Raw genomic sequence first — 23,388 nt, forward strand, 5'->3', positions numbered from 1 at the left:
ATGTGGGAAACGCTGGGCACGGTACGCGACCTGGGGCGCCTGCAGGAGATCGCCTCGGTCCTGATCCGCTACGGCTTCGGCGACGTGGTGCGGCGCATCGGCATGGCCGACGTGCTCGAGAAGGCCGGCCGCCTGCTGCACTGGAACGATACCGAGGAGCTGCTGCGCATGTCCGCGCCCACGCGGGTACGGCGGGCGCTGGAGGATCTCGGGCCGACCTTCGTCAAGCTCGGCCAGGTCATGGCCACGCGCGTGGACCTGCTGCCGCCGGAATGGATCAACGAGCTGAGCAAGCTGCAGAACGCGGTGCCGGCGCTGCCGTTCGAGGCCATCCGCCCGCAGCTGGAGCGTGACCTGGGCGGCCCGCCGGACCAGGTGTTCAAGTACCTGGACGAAAAACCGCTGGCCGCCGCGTCGCTGGCGCAGACGCACCGCGCCTGGCTGCAGGACGGCCGCGCCGTGGTGCTCAAGGTGCGCCGGCCCGGCATCCGCGAGGTCATCGAGGCCGACCTGCGCCTGCTCGCGCGGCTGGCCGAGATCGTCGAGAGCCAGGCGCCGGACCTCAAGCGCTACCACCCCACCGAGGTGGTCCAGCAGTTCACTCAATCGCTGCGCCGCGAGCTGGATTTCGTCGCCGAATGCCGCAACGCCGAGCGCATCGCCGCCAACTTCGCCGGCCATCCGGAGCTGCTGATCCCGCAGGTGCACTGGCAGTGGACTTGCGAGACGCTCAACGTGCAGGACTTCGTCGACGGCATCCCGGGCATGGACCTGGCCGCGGTCGATGCGGCCGGGCTCGACCGCGCCGAACTGGCCCGGCGCGGCGCCGGCATCGTGCTCAAGATGGTGCTGGAGGACGGCTTCTTCCACGCCGATCCGCATCCCGGCAACATCTTCTACATGCGCGACGGGCGCATCGGCCTGATCGATTTCGGCATGGTCGGGCGCATCGCCGAGCGCCGCCGCTTCCAGATCGCCCAGCTGCTCAACGGCGTGGTGGTGCAGGACGCCGAGTCGGTCACCGACGTGCTGCTGGAGTGGACCCAGGGCGCCACCGAGGTGGACGAGGTCCAGTTGCAGCAGGAGATCGGCGTCTTCGTGGACCAGTACCGCGGATTGCCGCTGAAGGACCTGCGCATGGGCGCCGTGCTCGGCGACGTGGCCGGGATCCTGCGCGCCTACGCGCTGACCCTGCCGGCGGACCTGGCGCTGATGATCAAGGCCTTCCTGAGCCTGGAAGGCATGGGCCGGCAGCTGGACCCGGATTTCGACATGGCCAGCGCCGCCAAGCCCTACCTGCAGCGCGCCATCCTGCACCAATACTCCCCGCGCGAGTTGCTCAAGCGCGCACGGCGCAGCCTGTCGGCCACCCTGGACCTGCTCGGGGTGCTGCCGCGCGACCTGCGCCGGCTGCTGCAGATGGCCCGCGGCGGGCGCCTGCAGATCCATGTGGAAACCAGTTCGCTGCAGGGCTTCGGCGAGCAGATCAACCGGGCCATCAACCGCCTGACCATGGGTATCGTCACCGCCGCGCTGATCATCGGCTCCTCGATCGTGATGAACAGCGTGGGCGGCATCGCCAGCCGCTGGCTGCTGGCCATCGGCGTGGCCGGCTTCGTCGGCGCGGCGCTGTGCGGGGTCTGGATCCTGTTCTCGATCTGGCGCAGCAACCGCTGAACGGGCAGGGCACTTGCGCCGCGGGCGGCGTTAGTAGTATTACTACTAACCATGGAGCTTACCCCGACCCAGCAGGCGATCCTCGCCATGATCGCCGAGCGTATCGAGCACGAGGGCCTGCCGCCTTCCCAGGCCGAGATCGCCCGCGCGTTCGGCTTCAGCGGGGTACGGGCGGCGCAATACCACCTGGAGGCGCTGGAGCAGGCCGGGGCGATCCGGCGCATCCCGGGCCGTGCCCGTGGCCTGCAGGTGCTGGCCACGCCGGCCACCCAGGAACGCACCGCAGCGGATGCGGCGAACGACGACGGCCAGGCACTGCGATTGCCGGTACTCGGACGCGTGGCGGCCGGTCCGCCGATCGGTGCCGACATCGGCTCGGACGACTACGTGGTGCTGGATCGGGTGTTCTTCTCGCCTTCGCCGGACTACCTGCTCAAGGTGCAGGGCGATTCGATGCGCGACGAGGGCATCTTCGATGGCGACCTCATCGGCGTGCACCGCACCCGCGACGCCCGTTCCGGGCAGATCGTGGTCGCCCGCATCGACGAGGAGATCACCGTCAAGCTGCTGCGGATCGGCAAGGACCGCATCCGCCTGCTGCCGCGCAATCCCGACTACGCCCCGATCGAGGTGCGCCCGGACCAGGACTTCGCCATCGAGGGCCTGTACTGCGGCCTGGTCCGCCCCAATCGCTGATGCCTTTTCCCGTGCACGGCCGCGGTGTTCCCCGACGTCCCGGCCACGTTTCCGCCGCTGGCCGGGGCAGGTGCCTGGGGCGACATTTCCACTGCCCGGCGAGCCTGTCTCAGCCTGTGCGATACGGCACGCGTAGAGTGCCTCCCAACCGAGTTCACTGACGAGGACCACCACGATGGACGAAAACAAGAAGCGCGCCCTGGCCGCGGCCCTGAGCCAGATCGAGAAGCAGTTTGGCAAGGGCTCGGTGATGCGCATGGGCGACCGCGTGGTCGAGCCGGTGGAAGCCATTCCCACCGGCTCGCTGATGCTGGACATCGCCCTGGGCATCGGTGGCCTGCCCAAGGGCCGCGTGGTCGAGATCTACGGGCCGGAGTCCTCGGGCAAGACCACGCTGACCCTGCAGGCGATCGCCCAGTGCCAGAAGAAGGGCGGCACCGCCGCCTTCATCGATGCCGAGCACGCCCTGGACCCGATCTACGCCGCCAAGCTGGGCGTGAACGTGGACGACTTGCTGCTGTCCCAGCCGGACACCGGCGAGCAGGCGCTGGAGATCGCCGACATGCTGGTGCGCTCGGGCTCGGTGGACATCGTGGTCGTCGACTCGGTCGCGGCGCTGACGCCCAAGGCCGAGATCGAGGGCGAGATGGGCGACCAGCTGCCCGGCCTGCAGGCCCGCCTGATGAGCCAGGCGCTGCGCAAGCTCACCGGCAACATCAAGCGCTCCAACACGCTGGTGGTGTTCATCAACCAGCTGCGCATGAAGATCGGCGTGATGATGCCCGGCCAGAGCCCGGAGGTGACCACCGGCGGCAATGCGCTCAAGTTCTACGCCTCGGTGCGCCTGGACATCCGCCGCATCGGCTCGATCAAGAAGGGCGACGAGATCATCGGCAACCAGACCAAGATCAAGGTCGTCAAGAACAAGCTGGCGCCCCCGTTCAAGCAGGTCATCACCGAGATCCTGTACGGCGAGGGCATCAGCCGCGAGGGCGAACTGATCGACATGGGCGTGGATGCCAAGCTGGTGGAGAAGGCCGGTGCCTGGTACAGCTACGGCGACGAGCGCATCGGCCAGGGCAAGGACAACGCCCGCAACTACCTGCGCGAAAACCCGCAGGTCGCGGCCAAGATCGAGGCCGAGCTGCGCGAGAAGTTCCAGCCCGCCGAGGCTCCCCACGAGGAGGACGGCGCCGACGAGGATTGAGTCCGCCCGGGCGGCGGCGGAGTCAGTGACGCCGCTGCCCGGCAGGCTCATGTGGTCCAGGAAGGGACAGCGCCAGGGACGGCGACTTCCGGCATCCGGTCATGAACGAGGACACGCCATCTTCCCGACGCAGGCGTCCGCGCGAGCAGACGCCCCTGCAACGGGCCCTGGGGCTGCTGGTACGGCGCGAGCACTCCCGGCGCGAGCTGGTGAACAAGCTCGAGGCCCGCGACATCGAGCCGGAGCAGGCGCAGGCAGCGGTCGAGCGCCTGGCCGGCGAGGGCTGGCAGGATGACACCCGTTTCGCCGAGTCGCTGGTGCGCAGCCGTGCCGGGGGCGGTTACGGCCCTCTGCACGTGCGTGCGGAACTGGGGACCCACGGCCTGCCCGGCGAGCTGATCGAACAGGCGATGGCCGGGTACGAGGGCGACTGGGAAGCGAATGCGCGCGAGCTGGTGCAACGGCGCTTCGGGGGAGTGCCCGAAGATCCCGCCCGGCGGCGCAAGGCGATCGACCTGCTGGCCCGGCGCGGTTTCCCGGCCGATATCCTGTGGCGGGTGATACGCGGCGGTCCTGACGACTGAACCGCCCGGGCCTGTTAATCTTGGCGGCTCCGTTGCGCCGCAGCGTGGCCGTCCCCAGATGGGAAGACCCGGCGCCGGTACAGCCCGCCCGATGCCAGTCACATGAACGCACCCACCAAGATCACCACCGCCCAGATCCGCAGCGATTTCCTCGATTTCTTCCGGAACAAGGGCCATACCATCGTGCCGTCGGCGCCGCTGGTGCCCGGCAACGACCCGACCCTGCTGTTCACCAATTCCGGCATGGTGCAGTTCAAGGACGTCTTCCTCGGGGCCGAGAAGCGCAGCTACGTGCGCTGCGCCGACGTCCAGCGCTGCCTGCGCGCCGGCGGCAAGCACAACGACCTGGACGCGGTCGGCTACACCGCCCGCCACCACACCTTCTTCGAGATGCTGGGCAACTGGTCCTTCGGCGACTATTTCAAGAAGGAAGCCATCGCCTGGGCGTGGGAGTTGCTGACCCAGGTCTGGAAGTTGCCGCCCGAACGCCTGCTGGTCACCGTCTACCACAACGACGAGGAGGCCCACGCGCTGTGGCGCGACATGGTCGGCCTGCCGGAAGAGCGCATCATCCGCATCGGCGACAACAAGGGCGCGCCCTACGCCTCGGACAATTTCTGGCAGATGGCCGATACCGGTCCGTGTGGCCCGTGCTCGGAGATCTTCTACGACCATGGCCCGGACGTCGCCGGTGGCCCGCCGGGCTCGCCGGACGAGGACGGCGATCGTTTCATCGAGATCTGGAACCTGGTGTTCATGCAGTTCGACCGCCAGCCCGACGGCACGCTGGTACCGCTGCCGGCCCCCTGCGTAGATACCGGCATGGGCCTGGAGCGCATCGCGGCCGTGCTCCAGCACGTGCACAGCAACTACGAGATCGACCTGTTCCAGGCCCTGATCCGCGAGGCGGCGGCGCTGACCGGCACCGCCGACTTGGAGAACAAGTCGCTGCGCGTGATCGCCGACCACATCCGCGCCTGTTCGTTCCTGATCGTCGATGGCGTGCTGCCGTCCAACGAAGGCCGCGGCTACGTGCTGCGCCGGATCATCCGCCGCGCCCTGCGCCATGGCTGGATGCTGGGCGTGCGCCAGCCGTTCTTCTACAAGATGGTGGGCACGCTGTCCGCACTGATGGGCCAGGCCTATCCGGAGCTGCCGGCTGCCCAGGCGACGGTCGAGGCCACGCTAAAGGCCGAGGAGGAGCGTTTCGCCGAGACCCTGGATGCGGGCATGAAGATCTTCGACGAGATCGCCGCCCGCGCCGACGGCAGCGTCATCCCCGGAACCGAGGCGTTCCGGCTGTACGACACCTACGGCTTCCCGGTCGACCTGACCGCCGACATCGCCCGCGAGCGCGGCATGCGCGTGGACATGGACGGCTTCGAGACGGCGATGGAACACCAGCGCGAAACCGCGCGCGCGGCCGGCAAGTTCGGGACCGGCACCACGTTGCCGGCCGAACTGGTGGCGCAGCTGCAGCCGACGGTGTTCCTGGGCTACGACGAGACCGCCGCGGGCGATCTCAAGGTGGTGGCCATCCTCAAGGACGGCCACCCGGTCCCGTCGATCGGCGTCGGCGACGATGCCATCGTGTTCACCGACCGCACGCCGTTCTACGCCGAATCCGGTGGCCAGGTGGGCGATACCGGCGAGCTGGACGGGCAGGGCGTGCGCTTCGGCGTGACCGACACGCGCAAGTTCGCCGGGCAGTTCTACGGCCATGTCGGGCGCCTGGACAGCGGCAGCCTGAAACTTGGCGATGTGGTGTCCGGCCACATCGACGCGGCCCGGCGCCAGGCCACCGTGCTCAACCACTCCGCCACCCACCTGCTGCACGCCGCGCTGCGCGAGATCCTGGGTACCCACGTGCACCAGAAGGGCTCGCTGGTCGCGCCCGATCGCCTGCGCTTCGATTTCTCGCACCTGCAGCCGATGACCGCCGACCAGCTCGCCCACGTGGAACGCCGCGTCAACGAGGAAGTGCGTGCCAACCTGCCGGTGGACGTGCTGCACATGGGCATGCAGGAAGCCCTGGATTTCGGTGCCATGGCCCTGTTCGGGGAGAAGTACGGCGAGCACGTGCGCGTGCTGAAGATGGGCGACTACTCGACGGAACTGTGCGGCGGCACCCACGTGCACCGCACCGGCGATATCGGCCTGTTCAAGATCGTCGCCGAGAGCGGCGTATCGGCCGGAGTGCGCCGCATCGAGGCAATGACCGGGCAGGGCGCGCTGGACCACGTCGATGACGAGGAGCGCCGCCTGCACGATGCGGCGATGCTGCTGGGCGGCAACGCCGGCGAGGTCATCGACAAGGTGCAGCACCTGCTGGAGCGGCAGAAGAAACTGGAACGCGAACTGGAGTCGCTCAAGGCCAAGGCGGCGTCCAGTGCCACCTCCGAGCTGGCCGCTACGGCGGTGGACGTGGCGGGCGTCAAGGTGCTGGCCAGCGTGCTGCCCGATTTCGATGCCAAGGGCCTGCGCGAAGCGGTGGACCGTCTCAAGCAGCAGCTCGGCGACGCGGTGATCGTGCTGGCCGCGCCCCACGCGGGCAAGGTCGCGCTGGTGGCCGGCGTGAACGGCGCCGCAACGGGCCGGATCAAGGCCGGGGAACTGTTGTCCCATGTCGCCAGTCAGATTGGAGGCAAGGGCGGCGGTCGCCCGGACCTCGCTCAGGGTGGTGGCGAGGACGGGCCCGCCCTTGCCCCTGCCGTCCAGGGCGTCGCCGACTGGGTGCGCACACGCCTGACTTGATCCGAAGAGGCCTCAAGGCCCTTGCTGCGCAGGGGCCTGGACCTTAATATCGACGCCTTTCCCCACGCATGCCCTTGCTCTTTCGCATGTCGTGGTCCCACCTGTTTTGTGGAGACTGGAACACATGCTGATCCTGACTCGCCGTGTAGGCGAAACCTTGATGATCGGAGACACGGTCACTGTCACCGTGCTCGGCGTCAAGGGCAACCAGGTGCGCATCGGCATCACCGCGCCGAAGGATGTTGCCGTGCATCGCGAAGAGATCTACCAGCGTATCCAGCGCGGCGACGAGCCGGGCGCGGGTACCGACGATACGGAGGCGTGACCCACGCCTGCTCGCAAGGATTGCCTCGTTCGGCCTGAACAGGTATTCTGCGCGGCCTGCTGGAGAGATGCTCCGGCAACGAAACCCGGAGTGATGCCCGAGAGGCCGAAGGGGCTCCCCTGCTAAGGGAGTATAGGGTCAAAAGCTCTATCGAGGGTTCGAATCCCTCTCACTCCGCCAAATGCTCTAAACCCCTGATTTTTCAGGGGTTTTTTGCTTTCAGGGCCTTGGCTTGGGGGACACATTTGGGGACACTCCCGTGCGTCTTCCGTGCTACTTGGTTCGCCATCGCCACGCGCTGGCCTTTCGCATCGTCGTACCGGCGTCCCTGCGGGCCGCTGTTGGCCGCGCATCCTTCAAACGCACCCTTCCCACGCACAGCAAGCGCGAGGCGCTTGCGTGGGCGCTGGTGCTGTCCAATGCGTACACTCGACTTTTCGAGCAGGTGGCACGCGGGGCACAGGTGTCCAACAAAACCTTTGAAGAACTCTATGCCAGCGCTGCCCAAGCGCTGGCAGAGCGCGGCACGGGGCGCGAGTACACCCTGCGCATCGGCGGGTTGGAAATTTCCACCGATGGTTCTCAGGCCGAACACGAGCGCGTTCTGCAAGCCCTGAAACACGCCGCGCCACTGGCACAGTCCGCGCCCGCGCCGGCAATGCCATCCGTGGCGCAGATGACCGGCGTGCCGGCAGGCATCACGCCCAAGCCCTTGGGTGCGGCCATCACCGGCTACTTGGCCTGGAAGCAATCACAGTTGACGCCAAAGGAGCACGGCAAAGCCAAGATGGTGCTGGCCGAGTTCAGCGGCTGGGTCGGAAAGGACAAAACCCCAGTCCACACCCTCACGCCGAACGACTTGGGGAACTACACGCAAACCCAGTTGAACAAGGGTCACGCGAAAACCTACGTAAACAACAAAGTCAGCGTTTTGCGCGGGTTTTTTGCGTGGGCTGCAAATAACGGGCACTACCCCAAGGGGCAAGACCCCACTTCCGGGCACATCAAGTTTTCCAAGCGCGAAAAGGTGTTGCAGGTGGCACGGGGCTGGCAGATGTTCAAGACCGAACAACTGCACGCCATTTTTGACCCCGCGACCTATACCAGCATCCGCGAGGATGAAAGCCGATGGCTTCCCATCCTGCTGCTTTATACCGGCGCGCGCAGCAACGAAATCGCGCGCTTGGAGTTGGAGGACATTGCCCAGAAGGGCGAGCACTGGGCGCTGGAAATCACGGTGTTGGGCGAAGACAAGTCGGTAAAAACGGCGGAAAGTTTGCGAAAAATCCCCATCCATCCCGACCTTATCGCCCTCGGCTTTTTGGACAAGGTGGCCGCCTTGCGGCAGGCCGGCCACAAAAAACTTTTTCCGGGCCTTAATTTCGCCGCGCAGAACGGGCCGGCCAACGCGCCCCAGCGGGCGTTTAGCCGGTTGCTGGGGCGGGTAGGGGTGAAGGCGCGGGGCGATGGGCTGGTGGGGGTGCACAGCCTGCGTAGCACCGTAATAAGCGGGGTGAAGGCGCGGGGCGATGGGCTGGTGGGGGTGCACAGCCTGCGTAGCACCGTAATAAGCACGCTTGACGAAGCCGGCGTGGCGCTTGGCTGGCGGCAGCGTTATGCAGGGCACAAGGACGACGAGCCGAACACGCTGCAAAGCGTGAGCGTCGAGCGGTACAGCAAGGAAGCCGAAATCATCGCGGCCTTGGCCGCGCATTGCCATCCGCCGCTGAACTGGTCGAACAAGGGCGTGGTGGATATCGAAGCATTCAAGCGCATTTTGAAATAAGCGCTGGCTGGTCAAGCCGGCGGCTTATTCAGGCGATTGCGGACGGCGTTAGCGACGCCGTTCGCAAGTTGACGCTTGTCCGCTTCCGGCAATTGCTCCCATTCCGTTAAGAAATTTTCGAAATACGCGCCCGCTTGTATAAGTCGGCGGGTGCGGGCTTTGCGTGCCTGTTCCTTCGCGCGTGCGATTTTTGCGGAGTAGTCAGCGATGAGTTGTTCCGGGGTTTTTCGCGTGCCCATATTTTATTTTTTCCAGTTCGTGGTGGTTATTTAGTTATACGGCGATTTTGATATTGCGCAAGTAAGATTCTCTGCTATTTTTAGATTAGGCCCGTTGCGCAGCAGAGGGCATCCCTTGCCCGACCGGGAGCGATTAGCGACCGGTCGGATTAAAGCAAGGGCGCACTTATACATTGGCCTTCGGCCAATGTGTGCGGTCCCTTCGGGACAAAATCAAAAGCAGAGCAAACGGCTGACCTATGGCAATTTATCATTATCACGCTGCAATCATCGGACGCTCCGCAGGCAAGAGCAGCGTAGCGAGCGCGGCCTATCGATGCGGTGATAAATTCCGCGACGAGCGCACGGGCGTGTTGCACGATTACAGCCACAAAGCCGGCCTGGACGAGGTGGTGACTTTGGCGCCGGACAATGCACCCGCTTTTGTCCACGACCCCGCGCAGTTGTGGAATAAAATCGAAATACTGGAAAAGCGAAAGGACGCGCAGTTGGCACGCGATTTCGACATTGCACTGCCGCGCGAGTTGTCGCCAAAGCATCGCCGCGACCTTGCGCTTGGCTATGTTCAGGACCAGTTTACAAATCGCGGGATGGTGGCAATGGTTGCATTTCACGACGTGGACAGCGCAAACCCGCACATCCACATTATGACCACGCTGCGCGAGGTCAGCGCCGATGGCTTTGGCAAGAAAAATCGCGAATGGAACGATAGGACATTGCTGCAGACGTGGCGCGAGCAGTGGGCGCAGCACGCAAACCTTGCCTTGGAGCGTGCGGGGGTGGAAGCGCGCATTGACCACCGCACGCTTCTTGAGCAGCGCGTGTTTGACCGTGAGGCAAGTCAGCACCAGGGGCCGCACGCCGCGGCGATGGAAAAGCGAGGCTTGCAGGTCGGACGAACGAAGCAGCCCGCACCCGTGGCTGAGCCCGCGATTGCGGAGTTGGAGCAAAAGAAGAAGCGTGAGCAGGAGTGGAATAAGCACTTGCGCAGCAGTATGGACGATTTTATACAGGCGCGCGAAAGCGCGGATGCTTTCCGGCATCAGGCGGAGCAAGCGGGTCACGCTCTGGAAATCGCGCGGGCGCAGGCCGATGCGGCGGAGGCGTTGAGGAAGATGCAAGCCGCCGAGATGAACCAACTATCGCGCCGGTTGGCAGAGCATAAAGCCGTTACGGCGGCGTGGAAAAAAAGCCATCCCGTTTTAGGCAAATTTTATTCCCCGCCGCGCGTGCAACGCTCGGAAAAGCGCGCTGCCGAGTACGAGCGCGAATTGATTAAATTGCATGGGGATTTCAAGGCTTCAACCCATCGCCGCAATGAGGCGGCGGCGGAGGTCGGAGCGTTGAGCAAAGACTTCGCCCACTTCGATGACCAAGCAAAAAAATGGCGGGCGGAGGAAGAACGGCGCGAGCAAGTTGTTTTGTCGCGGTGGTCTGGCGTGGACGACGAGCGGCTAAAGCAAGACAACCCCGCTTTATGGCAGAAGCAGCGGCTCGAAGCCGCTGCGCGCAAAAAAGACATATGGGGCAACATAGCCGCGCGAAATCAAGCATTAAGCAAAAACTTCGATGCTTCGATTGAGCAGAAGGAAGCACAGCGAGCGCGCGAGCGTCAGCGCGATAGCGGCTTTGAGATGTGACCACACCATTCAGTTGCTTTTGACTTTGGGCGGCAGCCAGTTGGCTTCAATACCCAGCGTTTGCAAGGCTTCGATTCCCGCCAAAACTTCTGCGGGGTAGTTTTTTGCGATAGTGTCCAAGCCTTGCTTGCTGATTACCTGCGGGTTTAGAAACAAACCCACATCCGTGTTTAGCATTACCCCAGTTTTTTGCAGTTCTTGCATGCTCCGGCTTATGCTTGATTTCGATACTCCTAGGCGCCCGGCCAAGCCGTTTTGGTTTATGGAAATGAGGTTGCCCGCCTTGCTTGTATTCAAAATTTCCAACAGCAGGCGGATGGCAGGGCGGGATAGGTTGTGCTTGTCCATAATTTCCGCCAGCGACGCAGTAAAGCACAGCGCAAACGCATTGATTGGAACAATTTTTTCCCGTTTTTTGGCGATGTGGATGTGTATGTCGCCAACTGCATCCTGATTGTCGGCGTCGAGAATCTCGGATTTGATTTTTGATATTGATGCTTGCGGGACTTGTTTTTGCATACAGTAGACTCTTTTTTTTGGTGGGACTTGTTTTTGTTATATGAGAATATTTCCCACTGTCAAGAGTAAATAAAAACAGAATAAGAATAAGAGAGAGAGCTGATTTTTGGAAAGCCTTGCGCCGCAAGGGTTTCCGGGCGGGTGAGTTGCAGTAAGTGGGAATTTCGTCCCACTTATTGCAACTCCACTCCCACTTTCTGCAACTGGGGTTGCAGAAAGTGGGACGAGCAAAAGCGGTTTTGATGGGGAGGAGGGGAGAGGGCGGGGACAGTGCCCCGCCGCCTACGGCCTTTGGGCTGTGGATAGTGGGGACACTTGCGGGGACACACTCCGCTTCAAAAAATGCGGTAAAATTCGTTTCAAATCAGCGGCTTGGCGGGTGTGCCGGTGTCCTTCTCTCACTCCGCCAGACAAGAAAAGCCCCCGGTGTTCGCCGGGGGCTTTTTGTTTGTCCGTCTCGTCCGCGCGCCGACTTCAGCCCGGGTGAGGCTTATCCGGGGCGACGATCGATATGCGTGCGTGGTGAATCGCCCGCATGGAAATCCGCGTGGCAGAGTGGTTGGCCTTCCGACTCCACTGCCGATGACCCGCGTCCGGGGCGTCCTGCCGGCCTATGCCGCCTGGTCGCGCAGACGCACGTTGCCGTATGGATTGCGGGTCTGTCGTTGCGGTGGCTCGATCTGCCTGCACCAGCCCGGTCTTGTCTTTGCCCGCGGACGGCCCGGGCGACGAGTTCGCCATGCGCAGTGGCCGCTGGGCGACACGCCGGCGCATGGCAGAGCCGGGGTACCCCGGCGACCCCGGATCCAGGCGATTCCGCCGCATCATCCACGCGAAACTACGCTGCTGGATCCAGACTCCTTCGCGCAGTCGTTCGTTCTCGTGCTGCAGTACCGCTTTCCGATCGAATTCAGCCGTGAATCGCTGACGCTTCTGCACCGGATATCTCCGTAGTGGATTGTCCTCGCCTTGGGATGTCCCGGTTATCGTGAGGCCTCCAGGGACATCCTCTGCCTTGGCAGCTCATGCGCGATTCGTGGCCGCTTCTCGCGCGCGATCGCGGCCTTCTGGGTTCGAATCCATGGCGCCGTCCTGGATGGTTGGAGTGACGCGTAGTCGCGTGCGGCAACGCGCCGCTCCCGCGGCGACTGACGCATTCGCTTGGCCCTGGATCGGGCAGGTAACGGATGTCACCGAACCGTTCGGGCCGACCTCGATGAGGTCTCGGTCAAGCGACCAGGAATTGGGCTGACGATACGAAGACCGGTGTCGTCGGGCATGCCTTTCTTTCTGGCGCGGAGGGGAATCTGCTTTCACAGGCACTCATTCACAGCCGCAAGCCGGAAATCCAGCACTCGGGATAGAACCAATCGAGAAGGAACGTCGAGCCAGCGCGGCGCTTGCGCTTGCAACGCTCCCATTACGATCGGCTTGGCCCATCCGGGCACCTGCTCCAGGTCTTTGGGCCCGCGCGGGTAGCGGATGCCTTGCCGATCCATTTCCAGCACGAGCAGCGGACTGGCCTGTCCCTCGGCATCGGCGGGATCGCTGTTGTCGTAGACGTGCAATACGGCCAGGTGGGGTCCCGCGCACAGCCCGCCTGTGGTGGTGCCGCAGAATCTGGACGAAGCGCTGCGGGGACACCTGCATGGCGAAAGTGGCACGACGGAAGGTGACAGGCGTGTCTCGACGCGCCGGTCCAGCATGGGACGAGGAGGGACTGCGGACGAGGTGAGACGCGCCGCCCACGGCATGGCGCCCGTGGGCGGAGGCCCGGCAGTGCGGTGTCCTTCATCCAGCCGGTCTGCGTTGCGGGCCATTGCAGGCCACGCGGCGGCCAGCAACGGCAGGAACGTCGGCACGAGTGCGAGGCGCAAAAGAAAACGCCGGACCCGAAGGCCCGGCGTTTCCTGGAATGGTGCGCCCGGAGAGATTCGAACTCCCGACCGCCTGGTTCGTAGCCAGGTACTCTATCCAACTGAGCTACGGGCGCGCTTTTGCGGTGGGTGGACCGCGGGTACTGACGAGTGGTGCGCCCGGAGAGATTCGAACTCCCGACCGCCTGGTTCGTAGCCAGGTACTCTATCCAACTGAGCTACGGGCGCATTCGTCAGAAGCGAAATTATGCTGAACCCGCGTCGTTGCGTCAATCCTTGCCTGCAAGGATTTTCGCGTACGGCGTGGTTGGCGAAGTCCATCGGGCATGAGGTCAGTCCTGGTCCAGCCCCGCGTCGCGGAACAGGCGCCACTGGCGATAAAGCATGTAGAGCACGCCAACCATGCCGGTGAGGACGGCGGGCACGATCAGGGCATCGTAGTGCAGCCGTGCGTACAGCCAGGCACCGGCGATGCCGCCTCCCAGGAAACCGGAAATGATCAGGCCGCTGAGCGTCAGCCGCCGTACCGGCAGCGGCATGCCGCGCAGCAGGTGGCCCAGGCCGATGCCCAGGTCGGTGAACATGCCGGTCAGGTGCGTGGTGCGCACCACGGCACCGCTGAACGTGGTCGCCAGCGCGTTCTGCAGGCCGCAGGCCATCGCGGCGGCGAGGGCACCCCAGACCTGCTGGTGCTTGAACAGCGGTACGGCCAGGAACAGCAGCAGCGATTCCAGCGCGAGGGCGACGCCGTAGCGCCGGCCCAGGCGCAGGGTGCTGTCCTGGATGATGACGCCGCTGATGGTCGCGCCCAGGCTGAAGGCGATCAGCAGCCCCCACAGGTGGATCACCGACGGCACGTCGCCCTCGACCAGGGCGATGCCGAGCTGGGTCGTGCTCCCGCTCATGTGGCTGACGGCCTGGTGCTCGAAGCCGAGAAAGCCGACGGCGTTGACCATGCCCGCCACGCACGACAGCGAGACGGCGCCGATCCAGACCCAGCGCGGCAGCGTGATTCCCATCCTTCTCCGGTGCGGCGGCCAAAACGGGGCGATTATCGCGCCGGGAAGGGCGGGGCGCCCATCGCGGTCAGCGCGTGCCGTCGATCTCGATTTCCGAGAAGGCGCCGGTCTGCGGATCGTACAGCGCCCCCCAGGCGCGCGGGCCGGCATCGCAGATCACGACGGCCTCGCGGGACGGGTCGATGTCGGACTGGTCCGGCAACTTGAACGCATTGATGTAGATGAGGCGCCGGCCATCGACCACCACGCCCACGTACTGGCGGTCGTAGTCCTGCGGGGAGGCGATCGTCGGGGCCAGGGCCTGCTGGCGGGCCTCCAGTTCGTCCACCTGCTGCGGCCCGGGTGCCCAGTAGCCGCTTACGCGGCCAGGCTGGCGCGCCGGGCTGGCGCGCGAGCAGGTGTCGAGCACGCGCTCGGCCACGGGCTGGCGCGTGACCACCCACGACTGGCCGGTCTTCAGGCTGGTCGGCACGCTGGCCGGGCGACCGGACATCCCGGCGCACGCGGCCAGCGCCAGCGGCAGCAATAGGGAGACGATGCCCGGGAGAGTTTTCACAGGACCTCCGAGGCATAGTCGGCCAGGCGCGAGCGTTCGCCACGGCGCAGCGTGACATGCGCGCTGTGCGGCCAGTGCTTGAAGCGGTCCACCGCGTAGGTCAGGCCCGAGGTGGTCTCGGTGAGGTAGGGCGTGTCGATCTGCTCGACGTTGCCCAGGCAGACGATCTTGGTGCCCGGGCCGGCGCGGGTGATCAGCGTCTTCATCTGTTTCGGCGTCAGGTTCTGCGCCTCGTCCAGGATCAGGTAGCGCGACAGGAAGGTGCGCCCGCGCATGAAGTTCAGCGAGCGGATCTTGATGCGCGCGGCGAGCAGGTCGTTGGTCGCCGCCCGGCCCCAGGCACCGCCTTCCTGGTTGTGGGTGAGCACCTCCAGGTTGTCGGTCAGCGCGCCCATCCACGGCGTCATCTTCTCCTCCTCGGTGCCGGGCAGGAAGCCGATGTCCTCGCCGACGCTGACCGTGGCGCGGGTCATGATGATCTCGCGGTAGCGCTGCTGGTCCATGGTCTGCGCCAGGCCCGCGGCCAGCGCCAGCAGGGTCTTGCCGGTGCCGGCGGTGCCGAGCAGGCTGACGAAGTCGATCTCCGGGTCCATCAGCGCGTTGAGCGCGAAGTTCTGCTCGCGGTTGCGCGCGGCGATGCCCCAGACCGCGTGCTGGCCGCTGCGGTAGTCCTCCACCAGGGTCAGGAGCGCACGCCGGTCGGGACCGACCGAGACCACGCGCAACTCGATCTCGTCCGCGCCGGGCAGGTAGAGGTACTGGTTGGGATGCCAGTCCTCGTCCTCGGCCAGCACGACCTCGTAGCTGGTGCGGCCGCGGTCGCTCCAGCTGCGCAGGTCCTTGTTGTGCTTCTGCCAGAAGTCCTCGGACAGCTCGGTGGCCCCGGTATAGAGCAGGCTGAAGTCGTCCAGGGCGCGGTCGTTCTCGTAGTCCTCGCTGGGGATGCCGGCGATGGCCGCCTTGATCCGCAGGTTGATGTCCTTGGAGACGAACACCACCGGCGTGTCCGGCTCGGCGCGGCGCAGGGCGAGGATCGCGCCGAGGATGCGGTTGTCCGGCGCCACCGCGCCGAACGAGGTCGGGTCCTCGGCCGGCATCGAGGTCTGGAAGCGCAGGTGGCCGCTGGAGGCGCCGCCGCGCAGCTGCAGCCCGCCCGGCGGTGCCAGGCGCAGGCCGGAGGCGATCTTGTCGGTCCCCTGTTCCTCGATCAGCTCGTTCATGAAGCGGCTGACCTGGCGGGCGTTGCGGGCCGCCTCGGAGGTGCCCTTCTTGGCGTTGTCCAGCTCCTCGATCACCTGCATGGGCAGGTAGACATCGTGCTCCTCGAACTTGAACAGCGCGGTGGGATCGTGCATCAGCACGTTGGTATCCAGCACGTAGATGCGCTTGCCTCGGGTCATCGTTGCTTCCTGGTGGTCGGACAGGGTCGCGCCATCACGGCCTGCGCGGCAGGGTGATGGCGGGAGGGGAAGGCGAGGGCACTCACTTGGCGCGTGCGGCCTTCAGGGCGTCGAGCACGGCCTCGGCGTGGCCGGCCACCTTGACCTTGCGCCAGGCCTGCACCACGGTGCCGGCCGGGTCGATCAGGAAGGTGCTGCGCTCGATGCCGAGCACCTTGCGGCCATACATGTTCTTCTCGTGGATCACGTCGAAGGCGCGGCACAGCGCTTCGTCCGGATCGCTGGCCAGGGCAAAGCCGAAACCCTGCTTGGCGCGGAAATTGTCGTGCGAGCGCAGCGAATCGCGCGACACGCCCAGCACTGCCGCGCCGGCGCGTTCGAACTGCGGCAGCAGTGCATTGAACTGCAGGCCTTCGGTGGTGCAGCCGGGCGTGCTGTCCTTGGGATAGAAATACAGCACCAGCCAGTGGCCGGCGTAGTCGCCGAGCGTTGCCGCATCGCCCCCGGACAGCGCCAGGGGCAGGGCCAGGACGTCCTTGGAAAGCGTGTCGCCGGGATTCATGCTCGCGTCTCCTTGGCGGATGGTGCACGTCGCAGGCCGGACCGCGGTCCGGCCGGTCGATCAGAACTTCATCGGGTCCATGATCGCGTCCAGGTTGAGGTGGTCGCAGAATTCGAGGAAATCGTCGCGCAGCGTGGCGATGTGCATGTTGGCCGGCACGCCGATGGTGACCTGGGCCGAGAACATCTCCGCGCCGGTCTGCATGGCGCGGTAGCGCGTGCTCTGCAGGTTCTCGATGGTGATGCCCTGGCGGTCGAAGAAATCGGCCAGCTGGAACAGGATGCCCGGCTTGTCGGCGGCGATGACCTCGACGATGTAGGGCAGCAGGTTGGACTGCTCCGGCTTGGGACCGGTGCGGTACCACACCAGCTTCATCTCCTCCTCGCGCTCCAGGCGGCCGAGCATGGACTCGAGCTTGGCCACGGCGTCCCACGAACCGGTGGCCAGCGCGGTGACCGAGACGTCGCGGCCGACGGTGGACAGGCGCGCATCGACGAGGTTGCAGCCGCTGTCGGCGATGCGGCGGGTGACGGGAAGCAGGGGAGACTCCGGATGGGTCGCGTAGGCGTTGATCAGGAGGTGGTTTTCGGTCGGCGCGGGCCGGGGAGTGGAATCGGTCAAAGGGGTTTCCGGCATTGCATTCTGAATGGCGGCCGGGACGGGCCCGGTGCTGGCGGCCAGCATACTTGCCGGTGCTTTCGCGCCGCAAGTAACATCGCAGCCCTGTCCGCCGTCCCGTTCGGCGCCGTTCCACGTTCATGGAGTCACTTCCCAAGATGGCCCTTTCCGGGATCGTCACCGCGCTCGCCACCCCGTTCCTCGCCGATGGTTCGCTGGACCGGGCGGGGTGGAAATGGCTGCTGGAACGCCAGCTGGCCGGCGGCGTGCAGGGCGTGGTCGTGGCCGGCTCGACCGGCGAGGCCGCCACGCTGGAGGAAGACGAGTACGACGCCCTGCTGGTGGCGGCACTCGAACGGATCGAGCGGCACGTGCCGGTGCTTGCCGGCACCGGCGAATCGGGGACCGCCAACACCGTGCGCCAGACCCGGCGCGCGGCCGACCTGGGCGCGGACTATGCGCTGGTGGTGACGCCGCCGTACGTGCGTCCCACCCAGGCGGGCCTGCGCGCCCATTACCTGGAAGTGGCCGAGCATGGCGGCCTGCCGGTGGTGCTCTACAACGTGCCCGGGCGCACCGGCTGCGACATGTCGCCGGACACGGTCGCCGCCCTGAGCGAGCATCCCAACATCGTCGCGATCAAGGAAGCCAATACCGACCCGGCCCGCATGCAGGCGCTGCTGCAGCTGTGTGGGGAGGGCTTCGCCGTGTTCAGCGGCGACGACGGCAGTGCCGCGCGGGCGATGCTCGCCGGTGCCGACGGCCTGATCTCGGTCGGCTCGAACGTATTGCCGGCCACGTTCCGCCGCCTGTGCGACGCGGCGCGCGGCGGCGATGCCGCGGCGACGCAGTCGCTCGACGGCGCGCTTCGCGCCTTCCACGTATTCTGCGGCATCGAATCCAATCCCATCCCGATCAAAGCGCTGCTGGCGCTCGGCGGCATCGGCCAGGCGCTGCGCCTGCCGCTGCAGACGCTGGCATCGGTCCATCATGCGCAGGCCGAACGCCTCGCCGCCGACGCCGCCGCGTTGGAAGAACAATCCAGCCGCCTGCTCCAGGCGGCCTGAACCCAGGAGATCCCCATGCGTCTTTCCCGTTCCACGTTCCGCGTGCTGCCCACCGCCCTGCTGGCGGTGGCCGTCGTCGGTGCCGGTGGCTGCAGCTGGTTCCACAAGGGGCCGCGCGGCGACTACGCGCTGCCGGCGCAGGAACGCCCGCTGGAAGTGCCGCCGGACCTGAACGTGCCCGACACCAGCAGCGCCATGCAGGTGCCGGCGCTGGCCTCGGCGCGGCAGCCGGGCCGGCCGGCGCAGGCCGGTGCGCCGGCGGGCAACGGCTTCACCGTCGCCGGCGCGCGCGACGAGGTCTTCGGCCGCGTCGGCGACGCGCTGGCCAACATCCCCGGCGTCACCATCGCCAGCCGCGCGCAGCTGCTGGGGTCGTTCGACGTCAGCTACGAGGGCGCCAATTTCCTGGTGCGCGTGAGCGAGGTCGAGGCGGGCAGCTCCGTGTCCGCGGTCGATCCGCGCGGGTTGCCGGCCACCGCCGAGGCGCCGATCAAGCTGATCGCGGCGCTGAAGGCCGCGCTCGGCAACTGAGCCGGCTCCAGGGATCCGCAAAAAAGGGCGCCTTCCGGGCGCCCTTTTCTTATCGGCCGACCGCTGCGGCGATCAACGTTCCAGCAACGGCAGCTTGTCGGTCTTGCCGTCCCATTCGGCGGCGCCCGGCAGCGGGTCGCGGCGCGTGGTCAATACCGGCCAGGCCTTGGCCAGTTCGGCATTCAGCGCGACGAAGCCCTCCTGGCCGGCGGGCACGTCGTCCTCGGGATAGATCGCGTTGGCCGGGCACTCCGGCTCGCACAGCGTGCAGTCGATGCATTCGTCCGGGTCGATGACCAGGAAGTTGGGGCCTTCGTGGAAGCAGTCCACGGGGCAGACTTCCACGCAGTCGGTGTATTTGCACTTGATGCAGTTTTCGGTGACGACGAAGGGCATGACGGAATCCGGCAGTGGGCCGGCGGCATTCTAGAGCCCGCCGGAGGAAGAGGCCGATACGGCCCGCCGCGGCGCCGGCACGGGCGGGCCCGTGCCGCGGGCGGCACAAACGAAAAACCCCGCATTCGCGGGGCTTTTCCTTCCATCGCATCGGGCAGCTGGCGCTCCCTAGGGGACTCGAACCCCTGTTTTAGCCTTGAGAGGGCCACGTCCTAACCACTAGACGAAGGGAGCGTTTTGAGTCGCTGCATCGCTGCGAGGCGCGCTAGTATATGGAGCTTCAATCCGGTCGGCAAGCCCGACGTGCATCTGTCCAGAAACGGAAGCGCCACCATCGAAACGCAAGACTCTCCGACGTATCCGCTGCAGGTCATCCCGCGCGAACAGCATTCCATTTCCCGCAAGGACATCAGCCCCAACGCCCTGCGCGTGCTCTACCGCCTGCGCGAATCCGGCTTCGGTGCCTACCTGGTGGGAGGTGCGGTACGCGACCTGCTCGTCGGCCAGCTGCCCAAGGACTTCGACGTGGCCACCGATGCCACGCCGGAGGAGGTCAAGGCGCTGTTCCGCAACTGCCGCCTGATCGGCCGCCGCTTCCGCCTGGCGCATGTGGTGTTCGGCCGCGAAATCATCGAGGTGGCCACGTTCCGCGCCAACAGCGACGACGGCAGCGGCGACCGCGAGCTGGAGAACGGGCGCCTGGTGCGCGACAACGTCTACGGTTCGATCGAGGACGATGCGATCCGCCGCGACTTCACCTGCAACGCCCTGTACTACGCGATCGAGGATTTCTCGGTGCGCGACTACGTGGGCGGGTTCCGCGACGTGCAGGACCGCGTGCTGCGCCTGATCGGCGATCCGGAGCGGCGCTACCGCGAGGACCCGGTGCGCATGCTGCGCGCGGTACGGCTGTCGGCCAAGCTGGGCTTCACCATTGAGGCGGCCACGGCCGAGCCGATCCCGCGCCTGGCCGGGCTGCTGGCCGACACGCCGCCGGCGCGGCTGTTCGAGGAGGTGCTCAAGCTGTTCCTCTCCGGCCACGGCGTGGCCAGCTTCGAGGAGCTGGAGCGTTTCGGCCTGCTCGCTTCGCTGTTCCCCGATACCGCCGCCGCGCTGCGCGCCAACCGCAGCGGCGCGCTGCGCCGGGTGATCGCCGAGGGACTGGCCAATACCGATGCCCGGGTGGCCGCCGGCGACCCGGTCTCGCCGGCATTCCTGTTCGCGCTGCTGCTGTGGCCGGCGTTCTGCCGCGAGCTCACGCGCCTGCAGGCGCAGGGCATGCAGGGCGACGAGGCCCAGCGCCGCGCCGCCGACCGGGTGACGATCCGCGAACTGGCCGCCGTGGCGCTGCCGCGCCGGTTCTCGCTGCCAATGCAGGAGATCTGGCTGCTGCAGTCGCGCTTCCCGCTGCGCCAGCGCCGGCGCGTGCTGCGCACCCTGGCCCATCCGCGCTTCCGTGCCGCCTATGACTTCCTGGCCCTGCGCCAGGCCGCCGCGCCGGAACACGAAGCCGACCTGGCGTTCTGGAAGGAAGCTCAACGCCAGTCCGGCGCGGAACTGGCCGAGCTGATCCAGTCCCATGCCGCCGCCGCGGAAGCCGGCGAGGAGGAGGACGAGAGCGGCCAGCCGCGCCGGCGCCGGCGTCGCCGGCGTCGCCCGTCGGGTGCCGGCCACGACTGACATGGACACCGCCGTCGTCGGCCTCGGCAGCAACATCGGCGATGCCGCGGCCAACGTGCTCGGCGCGGTCGAGGCCCTGGCCACCCTGCCGCACAGCCAGGTGGCGGCCGTCTCGCGCCTGTATCGCACGCCGGCCTGGGGCGGGGTGGCGCAGGCGGACTTCGTCAATGCCGCCGTGCGCCTGGAAACGGCGCTGGCGCCGCTGGACCTGCTCGACGGCCTGCTGGAAATCGAGCGCCGCTTCGGCCGGGTGCGCACCGCCGGCAACCACTGGGGGCCGCGCACCCTGGACCTGGACGTGCTGCTGTACGGCACCCGGGTCATCGCGCACCCGCGCCTGACCGTGCCGCATCCCTACCTGCACGAGCGCGCGTTCGCCCTGGTGCCGCTGCTGGACGTGTTGCCGTCGGCGCGGATACCCGGCCGCGGCGACGCGCGCACGCTTTTGCAGGAACTGCACGAAACCGGTGCAATTGCACCGATCGGGTAGATAATGCGCGCCTCGTTCAGCGCCGCCGCCCCCTCATGAGCACCCACGCCGAAAGCAAACCCTGGACCGTTCCCGCGCTGGCCGAGGCCAAGCGCGACAAGCGCCGCTTGGCCATGCTGACCGCCTACGACGCCGGTTTCGCCCGGGTCGCCGACGCCAACGGCATCGACCTGATCCTGGTCGGCGATTCGCTGGGCATGGTGGTGCAGGGCCACGACTCGACCCTGCCGGTGAGCGTGGCCGACATGGCCTACCACACCGCCTGCGTGGCGCGCGGGATCGAGCGGGCGCTGCTGGTGGCCGACCTGCCGTTCCAGGCCGACGCCACGCCCGAGCGGGCGCTCGACGCGGCCACCGCGCTGCTCAAGGCCGGCGCGGAGATGGTCAAGATCGAAGGCGCCGGCCACAAGCTGGACACCATCCGCTACCTGGTCGAGCGCGAGGTGCCGGTGTGCTCGCACCTGGGCCTGACGCCGCAGTCGGTGCTGCGCTTCGGCGGCTACCGCGTGCAGGGCCGCGGCGAGGCCGGCGAACGCCTGCGCGCCGAGGCCCGCGCCGTGGCCGCGGCCGGTGCCGCGCTGCTGGTGCTCGAGTGCGTGCCCACGCCGCTGGCCGCGCAGATCACGGCCGAGTCGGACATTCCCACCATCGGCATCGGCGCCGGTCCCGGCTGCGACGGGCAGGTGCTGGTGCTGCACGATTTCCTGGGCCTGGACAGCGGCCATCGCCGTCCCAAGTTCGTCAAGGACTTCCTCGCCGAAGGCGGCTCCGTCGCCGGCGCGGTCCGGGCCTACGCCGACGCGGTGCGCGCCGGCACCTTTCCCGACGCCGAACACAGCTACGCATCATGATCGAAACCGTCAACGAACTTGCCCGCCTGCGCGAGGCGGTCGGCAAGTGGAAGCGCGCCGGCCTGCGCGTGGCGCTGGTGCCCACCATGGGCAACCTGCACGCCGGCCATTTTTCCCTGGTCCAGCTGGCGCGCCGCCATGCCGACCGCGTGGTGGCCAGCGTCTTCGTCAACCCGACCCAGTTCGGCCCGAACGAGGACTTCGACCGCTACCCGCGCACGCCCGAGGCCGACCGCGACGGGCTCGAGCGCGCCGGGTGCGACCTGGTGTGGCTGCCGTCGGTGGCGGCCATGTACCCGCTGGGCACCGAGCGTGCCACGCGGATGCATGCCCCGGGCGTGAGCGAGGTGCTCGAGGGTGCGCGCCGCCCGGGCCACTTCGATGGCGTGTGCACGGTCGTCACCCGCCTGTTCAACCAGGTGCAGCCGGACGTGGCCGTCTTCGGCCGCAAGGACTACCAGCAGGTGGCGGTGATCCGGCAGGTGGTGGCGGACCTGGCGATCCCGCTGGAGATCGTGCCGGCCGAGATCGTGCGCGCCGACGACGGCCTGGCGCTGAGCTCGCGCAACCAGTACCTGTCTCCGGCCGAGCGCCTGCAGGCGCCTGCGCTGCACCGTACCCTGCTGGAACTGGGCCGGCAGGTCCGCGCCGGCGTCCCGTACGCGCAGGCCGAGACCGACGCCGCCCGGCAGCTGCAGGCCGCCGGTTTCGACGTGGACTACTGCGTGGTGCGGCAACCGGACCTGGCCGAGCCGGCCGCCGGCGAGTCCGGCCCGCTCGTGGCGCTGGTGGCCGCGCGCCTGGGCACCACCCGCCTGATCGACAACCTGGAATTCTGAACCTGCCACGACGGGCACCGGCACCGCCCCTTCCGCTGCGGTGCCGCGCCCGCATGTGGGCAGGGAGGGCCGGCC

The 23,388-nt window shown here is 66.8% G+C and carries 23 protein-coding genes and 4 tRNA genes; 15 read left to right on the forward strand and 12 right to left on the reverse strand.

The window, feature by feature from the left end:
• The 8 genes from ubiB (at position 1) to BN3794_RS07775 (ending at position 9,029) form a co-directional block, all read left to right on the forward strand.
• Complete coding sequence (ubiB, locus tag BN3794_RS07740; protein WP_066095679.1) at positions 1–1,677, forward strand: 2-polyprenylphenol 6-hydroxylase; 1,677 nt, start codon at positions 1–3, stop codon at positions 1,675–1,677.
• Between the two features lie 51 nt (positions 1,678–1,728).
• Positions 1,729–2,373, forward strand: coding sequence for a transcriptional repressor LexA (gene lexA / locus BN3794_RS07745; protein ID WP_066095686.1), 645 nt, complete (start codon positions 1,729–1,731; stop codon positions 2,371–2,373).
• A 175-nt stretch (positions 2,374–2,548) separates the two neighbouring features.
• On the forward strand, positions 2,549–3,580 hold the full coding sequence (gene recA, locus BN3794_RS07750) for a recombinase RecA (RefSeq protein ID WP_066095688.1): 1,032 nt from the start codon (positions 2,549–2,551) through the stop codon (positions 3,578–3,580).
• Positions 3,581–3,681: 101 nt separating this feature from the next.
• Positions 3,682–4,164: a recombination regulator RecX gene (gene recX / locus BN3794_RS07755; protein ID WP_066095691.1), complete on the forward strand. Its 483-nt coding sequence runs from the start codon at positions 3,682–3,684 to the stop codon at positions 4,162–4,164.
• Positions 4,165–4,266: 102 nt separating this feature from the next.
• Entirely contained in the window at positions 4,267–6,918 is a 2,652-nt protein-coding gene (gene alaS, locus BN3794_RS07760; RefSeq protein ID WP_066095694.1) for an alanine--tRNA ligase, read from the forward strand.
• Positions 6,919–7,042: 124 nt separating this feature from the next.
• Positions 7,043–7,243, forward strand: coding sequence for a carbon storage regulator CsrA (gene csrA / locus BN3794_RS07765; protein WP_066095697.1), 201 nt, complete (start codon positions 7,043–7,045; stop codon positions 7,241–7,243).
• An 87-nt stretch (positions 7,244–7,330) separates the two neighbouring features.
• Positions 7,331–7,423: transfer RNA gene (locus tag BN3794_RS07770), tRNA-Ser, on the forward strand.
• Positions 7,424–7,502: 79 nt separating this feature from the next.
• The gene (locus BN3794_RS07775) at positions 7,503–9,029 is read left to right on the forward strand and encodes a DUF6538 domain-containing protein (protein ID WP_160330903.1); all 1,527 of its coding nucleotides are present in this window, start codon (positions 7,503–7,505) and stop codon (positions 9,027–9,029) included.
• Between the two features lie 11 nt (positions 9,030–9,040).
• Here the strand turns inward: BN3794_RS07775 and BN3794_RS16330 are convergent, their stop codons facing one another.
• A complete protein-coding gene (locus BN3794_RS16330; protein ID WP_147675695.1) occupies positions 9,041–9,268 on the reverse strand; it encodes a hypothetical protein in 228 nt (75 codons plus the stop codon).
• 239 nt (positions 9,269–9,507) lie between these two features.
• On the opposite strand from BN3794_RS16330, the gene mobQ reads away from it, so the two are divergent.
• Positions 9,508–10,908 (forward strand): MobQ family relaxase, encoded by a 1,401-nt coding sequence (mobQ, locus tag BN3794_RS16335; protein WP_147675696.1) that lies wholly within the window; start codon positions 9,508–9,510, stop codon positions 10,906–10,908.
• A 9-nt stretch (positions 10,909–10,917) separates the two neighbouring features.
• Here the strand turns inward: mobQ and BN3794_RS16340 are convergent, their stop codons facing one another.
• The 9 genes from BN3794_RS16340 to BN3794_RS07815 all read right to left on the reverse strand — a co-directional run bounded on the left by BN3794_RS16340 (position 10,918) and on the right by BN3794_RS07815 (position 17,477).
• Positions 10,918–11,427 (reverse strand): MarR family transcriptional regulator, encoded by a 510-nt coding sequence (locus BN3794_RS16340; RefSeq protein ID WP_147675697.1) that lies wholly within the window; start codon positions 11,425–11,427, stop codon positions 10,918–10,920.
• 1,313 nt (positions 11,428–12,740) lie between these two features.
• On the reverse strand, positions 12,741–12,995 hold the full coding sequence (locus BN3794_RS16685) for a hypothetical protein (protein ID WP_187128061.1): 255 nt from the start codon (positions 12,993–12,995) through the stop codon (positions 12,741–12,743).
• 348 nt (positions 12,996–13,343) lie between these two features.
• Positions 13,344–13,420, reverse strand: a tRNA-Arg gene (locus BN3794_RS07785).
• A gap of 35 nt (positions 13,421–13,455) precedes the next feature.
• Positions 13,456–13,532: transfer RNA gene (locus BN3794_RS07790), tRNA-Arg, on the reverse strand.
• A gap of 104 nt (positions 13,533–13,636) precedes the next feature.
• A complete protein-coding gene (locus BN3794_RS07795) occupies positions 13,637–14,323 on the reverse strand; it encodes a YoaK family protein (protein ID WP_066095703.1) in 687 nt (228 codons plus the stop codon).
• A 67-nt stretch (positions 14,324–14,390) separates the two neighbouring features.
• Positions 14,391–14,816: a hypothetical protein gene (locus BN3794_RS07800; RefSeq protein WP_066097155.1), complete on the reverse strand. Its 426-nt coding sequence runs from the start codon at positions 14,814–14,816 to the stop codon at positions 14,391–14,393.
• 59 nt (positions 14,817–14,875) lie between these two features.
• Positions 14,876–16,279, reverse strand: a complete 1,404-nt coding sequence (locus BN3794_RS07805; protein WP_066095706.1) for a PhoH family protein — start codon at positions 16,277–16,279, stop codon at positions 14,876–14,878.
• An 82-nt stretch (positions 16,280–16,361) separates the two neighbouring features.
• Positions 16,362–16,841, reverse strand: coding sequence for a peroxiredoxin (locus BN3794_RS07810; RefSeq protein ID WP_066095709.1), 480 nt, complete (start codon positions 16,839–16,841; stop codon positions 16,362–16,364).
• 60 nt (positions 16,842–16,901) lie between these two features.
• Entirely contained in the window at positions 16,902–17,477 is a 576-nt protein-coding gene (locus tag BN3794_RS07815; protein WP_147675699.1) for a glycine cleavage system transcriptional repressor, read from the reverse strand.
• Positions 17,478–17,617: 140 nt separating this feature from the next.
• Here BN3794_RS07815 and dapA point away from each other — a divergent pair, with 140 nt between their 5' ends.
• Together dapA and BN3794_RS07825 are read left to right on the forward strand one after the other, a co-directional pair.
• A complete protein-coding gene (gene dapA / locus BN3794_RS07820) occupies positions 17,618–18,526 on the forward strand; it encodes a 4-hydroxy-tetrahydrodipicolinate synthase (RefSeq protein ID WP_066095716.1) in 909 nt (302 codons plus the stop codon).
• Between the two features lie 15 nt (positions 18,527–18,541).
• Positions 18,542–19,057 carry a hypothetical protein gene (locus tag BN3794_RS07825; RefSeq protein WP_066095719.1) on the forward strand — a complete coding sequence of 172 codons (516 nt, stop codon included), beginning with the start codon at positions 18,542–18,544 and terminating at the stop codon, positions 19,055–19,057.
• A 72-nt stretch (positions 19,058–19,129) separates the two neighbouring features.
• Here BN3794_RS07825 and fdxA read toward each other — a convergent pair whose 3' ends face one another.
• Positions 19,130–19,453 carry a ferredoxin FdxA gene (fdxA, locus tag BN3794_RS07830; protein WP_066095721.1) on the reverse strand — a complete coding sequence of 108 codons (324 nt, stop codon included), beginning with the start codon at positions 19,451–19,453 and terminating at the stop codon, positions 19,130–19,132.
• A gap of 159 nt (positions 19,454–19,612) precedes the next feature.
• Positions 19,613–19,687: transfer RNA gene (locus BN3794_RS07835), tRNA-Glu, on the reverse strand.
• Between the two features lie 69 nt (positions 19,688–19,756).
• Here BN3794_RS07835 and pcnB point away from each other — a divergent pair.
• Genes pcnB through panC form a run of 4 tightly spaced genes read left to right on the forward strand, consistent with a single transcriptional unit; the run spans position 19,757 to position 23,313 of the window.
• Entirely contained in the window at positions 19,757–21,133 is a 1,377-nt protein-coding gene (gene pcnB, locus BN3794_RS07840) for a polynucleotide adenylyltransferase PcnB (RefSeq protein ID WP_187128047.1), read from the forward strand.
• Between the two features lies 1 nt (position 21,134).
• A complete protein-coding gene (folK, locus tag BN3794_RS07845) occupies positions 21,135–21,623 on the forward strand; it encodes a 2-amino-4-hydroxy-6-hydroxymethyldihydropteridine diphosphokinase (RefSeq protein WP_066095724.1) in 489 nt (162 codons plus the stop codon).
• Positions 21,624–21,658: 35 nt separating this feature from the next.
• Positions 21,659–22,474 (forward strand): 3-methyl-2-oxobutanoate hydroxymethyltransferase, encoded by an 816-nt coding sequence (gene panB, locus BN3794_RS07850; protein ID WP_066095727.1) that lies wholly within the window; start codon positions 21,659–21,661, stop codon positions 22,472–22,474.
• On the forward strand, positions 22,471–23,313 hold the full coding sequence (gene panC / locus BN3794_RS07855; protein ID WP_066095730.1) for a pantoate--beta-alanine ligase: 843 nt from the start codon (positions 22,471–22,473) through the stop codon (positions 23,311–23,313). The genes panB and panC overlap by 4 nt, the downstream gene beginning before the upstream one ends.
• The last annotated feature ends 75 nt before the right edge of the window (positions 23,314–23,388 follow it).

Source organism: Xanthomonas massiliensis (assembly GCF_900018785.1).
GTDB lineage: Bacteria > Pseudomonadota > Gammaproteobacteria > Xanthomonadales > Xanthomonadaceae > Xanthomonas_B > Xanthomonas_B massiliensis.

Bases quoted from the DNA above. Each gene is read 5' to 3' on its own strand.
- ubiB (WP_066095679.1), top strand. From the start codon at position 1: ATGTGGGAAACGCTGGGCACGGTACGCGACCTGGGGCGCCTGCAGGAG.
- lexA (WP_066095686.1), top strand. From the start codon at position 1,729: ATGGAGCTTACCCCGACCCAGCAGGCGATCCTCGCCATGATCGCCGAG.
- recA (WP_066095688.1), top strand. From the start codon at position 2,549: ATGGACGAAAACAAGAAGCGCGCCCTGGCCGCGGCCCTGAGCCAGATC.
- recX (WP_066095691.1), top strand. From the start codon at position 3,682: ATGAACGAGGACACGCCATCTTCCCGACGCAGGCGTCCGCGCGAGCAG.
- alaS (WP_066095694.1), top strand. From the start codon at position 4,267: ATGAACGCACCCACCAAGATCACCACCGCCCAGATCCGCAGCGATTTC.
- csrA (WP_066095697.1), top strand. From the start codon at position 7,043: ATGCTGATCCTGACTCGCCGTGTAGGCGAAACCTTGATGATCGGAGAC.
- BN3794_RS16330 (WP_147675695.1), bottom strand. From the start codon at position 9,268: ATGGGCACGCGAAAAACCCCGGAACAACTCATCGCTGACTACTCCGCA.
- mobQ (WP_147675696.1), top strand. From the start codon at position 9,508: ATGGCAATTTATCATTATCACGCTGCAATCATCGGACGCTCCGCAGGC.
- BN3794_RS16340 (WP_147675697.1), bottom strand. From the start codon at position 11,427: ATGCAAAAACAAGTCCCGCAAGCATCAATATCAAAAATCAAATCCGAG.
- BN3794_RS07795 (WP_066095703.1), bottom strand. From the start codon at position 14,323: ATGGGAATCACGCTGCCGCGCTGGGTCTGGATCGGCGCCGTCTCGCTG.
- BN3794_RS07800 (WP_066097155.1), bottom strand. From the start codon at position 14,816: ATGTCCGGTCGCCCGGCCAGCGTGCCGACCAGCCTGAAGACCGGCCAG.
- BN3794_RS07805 (WP_066095706.1), bottom strand. From the start codon at position 16,279: ATGACCCGAGGCAAGCGCATCTACGTGCTGGATACCAACGTGCTGATG.
- BN3794_RS07810 (WP_066095709.1), bottom strand. From the start codon at position 16,841: ATGAATCCCGGCGACACGCTTTCCAAGGACGTCCTGGCCCTGCCCCTG.
- BN3794_RS07815 (WP_147675699.1), bottom strand. From the start codon at position 17,477: ATGCCGGAAACCCCTTTGACCGATTCCACTCCCCGGCCCGCGCCGACC.
- dapA (WP_066095716.1), top strand. From the start codon at position 17,618: ATGGCCCTTTCCGGGATCGTCACCGCGCTCGCCACCCCGTTCCTCGCC.
- BN3794_RS07825 (WP_066095719.1), top strand. From the start codon at position 18,542: ATGCGTCTTTCCCGTTCCACGTTCCGCGTGCTGCCCACCGCCCTGCTG.
- fdxA (WP_066095721.1), bottom strand. From the start codon at position 19,453: ATGCCCTTCGTCGTCACCGAAAACTGCATCAAGTGCAAATACACCGAC.
- folK (WP_066095724.1), top strand. From the start codon at position 21,135: ATGGACACCGCCGTCGTCGGCCTCGGCAGCAACATCGGCGATGCCGCG.
- panB (WP_066095727.1), top strand. From the start codon at position 21,659: ATGAGCACCCACGCCGAAAGCAAACCCTGGACCGTTCCCGCGCTGGCC.
- panC (WP_066095730.1), top strand. From the start codon at position 22,471: ATGATCGAAACCGTCAACGAACTTGCCCGCCTGCGCGAGGCGGTCGGC.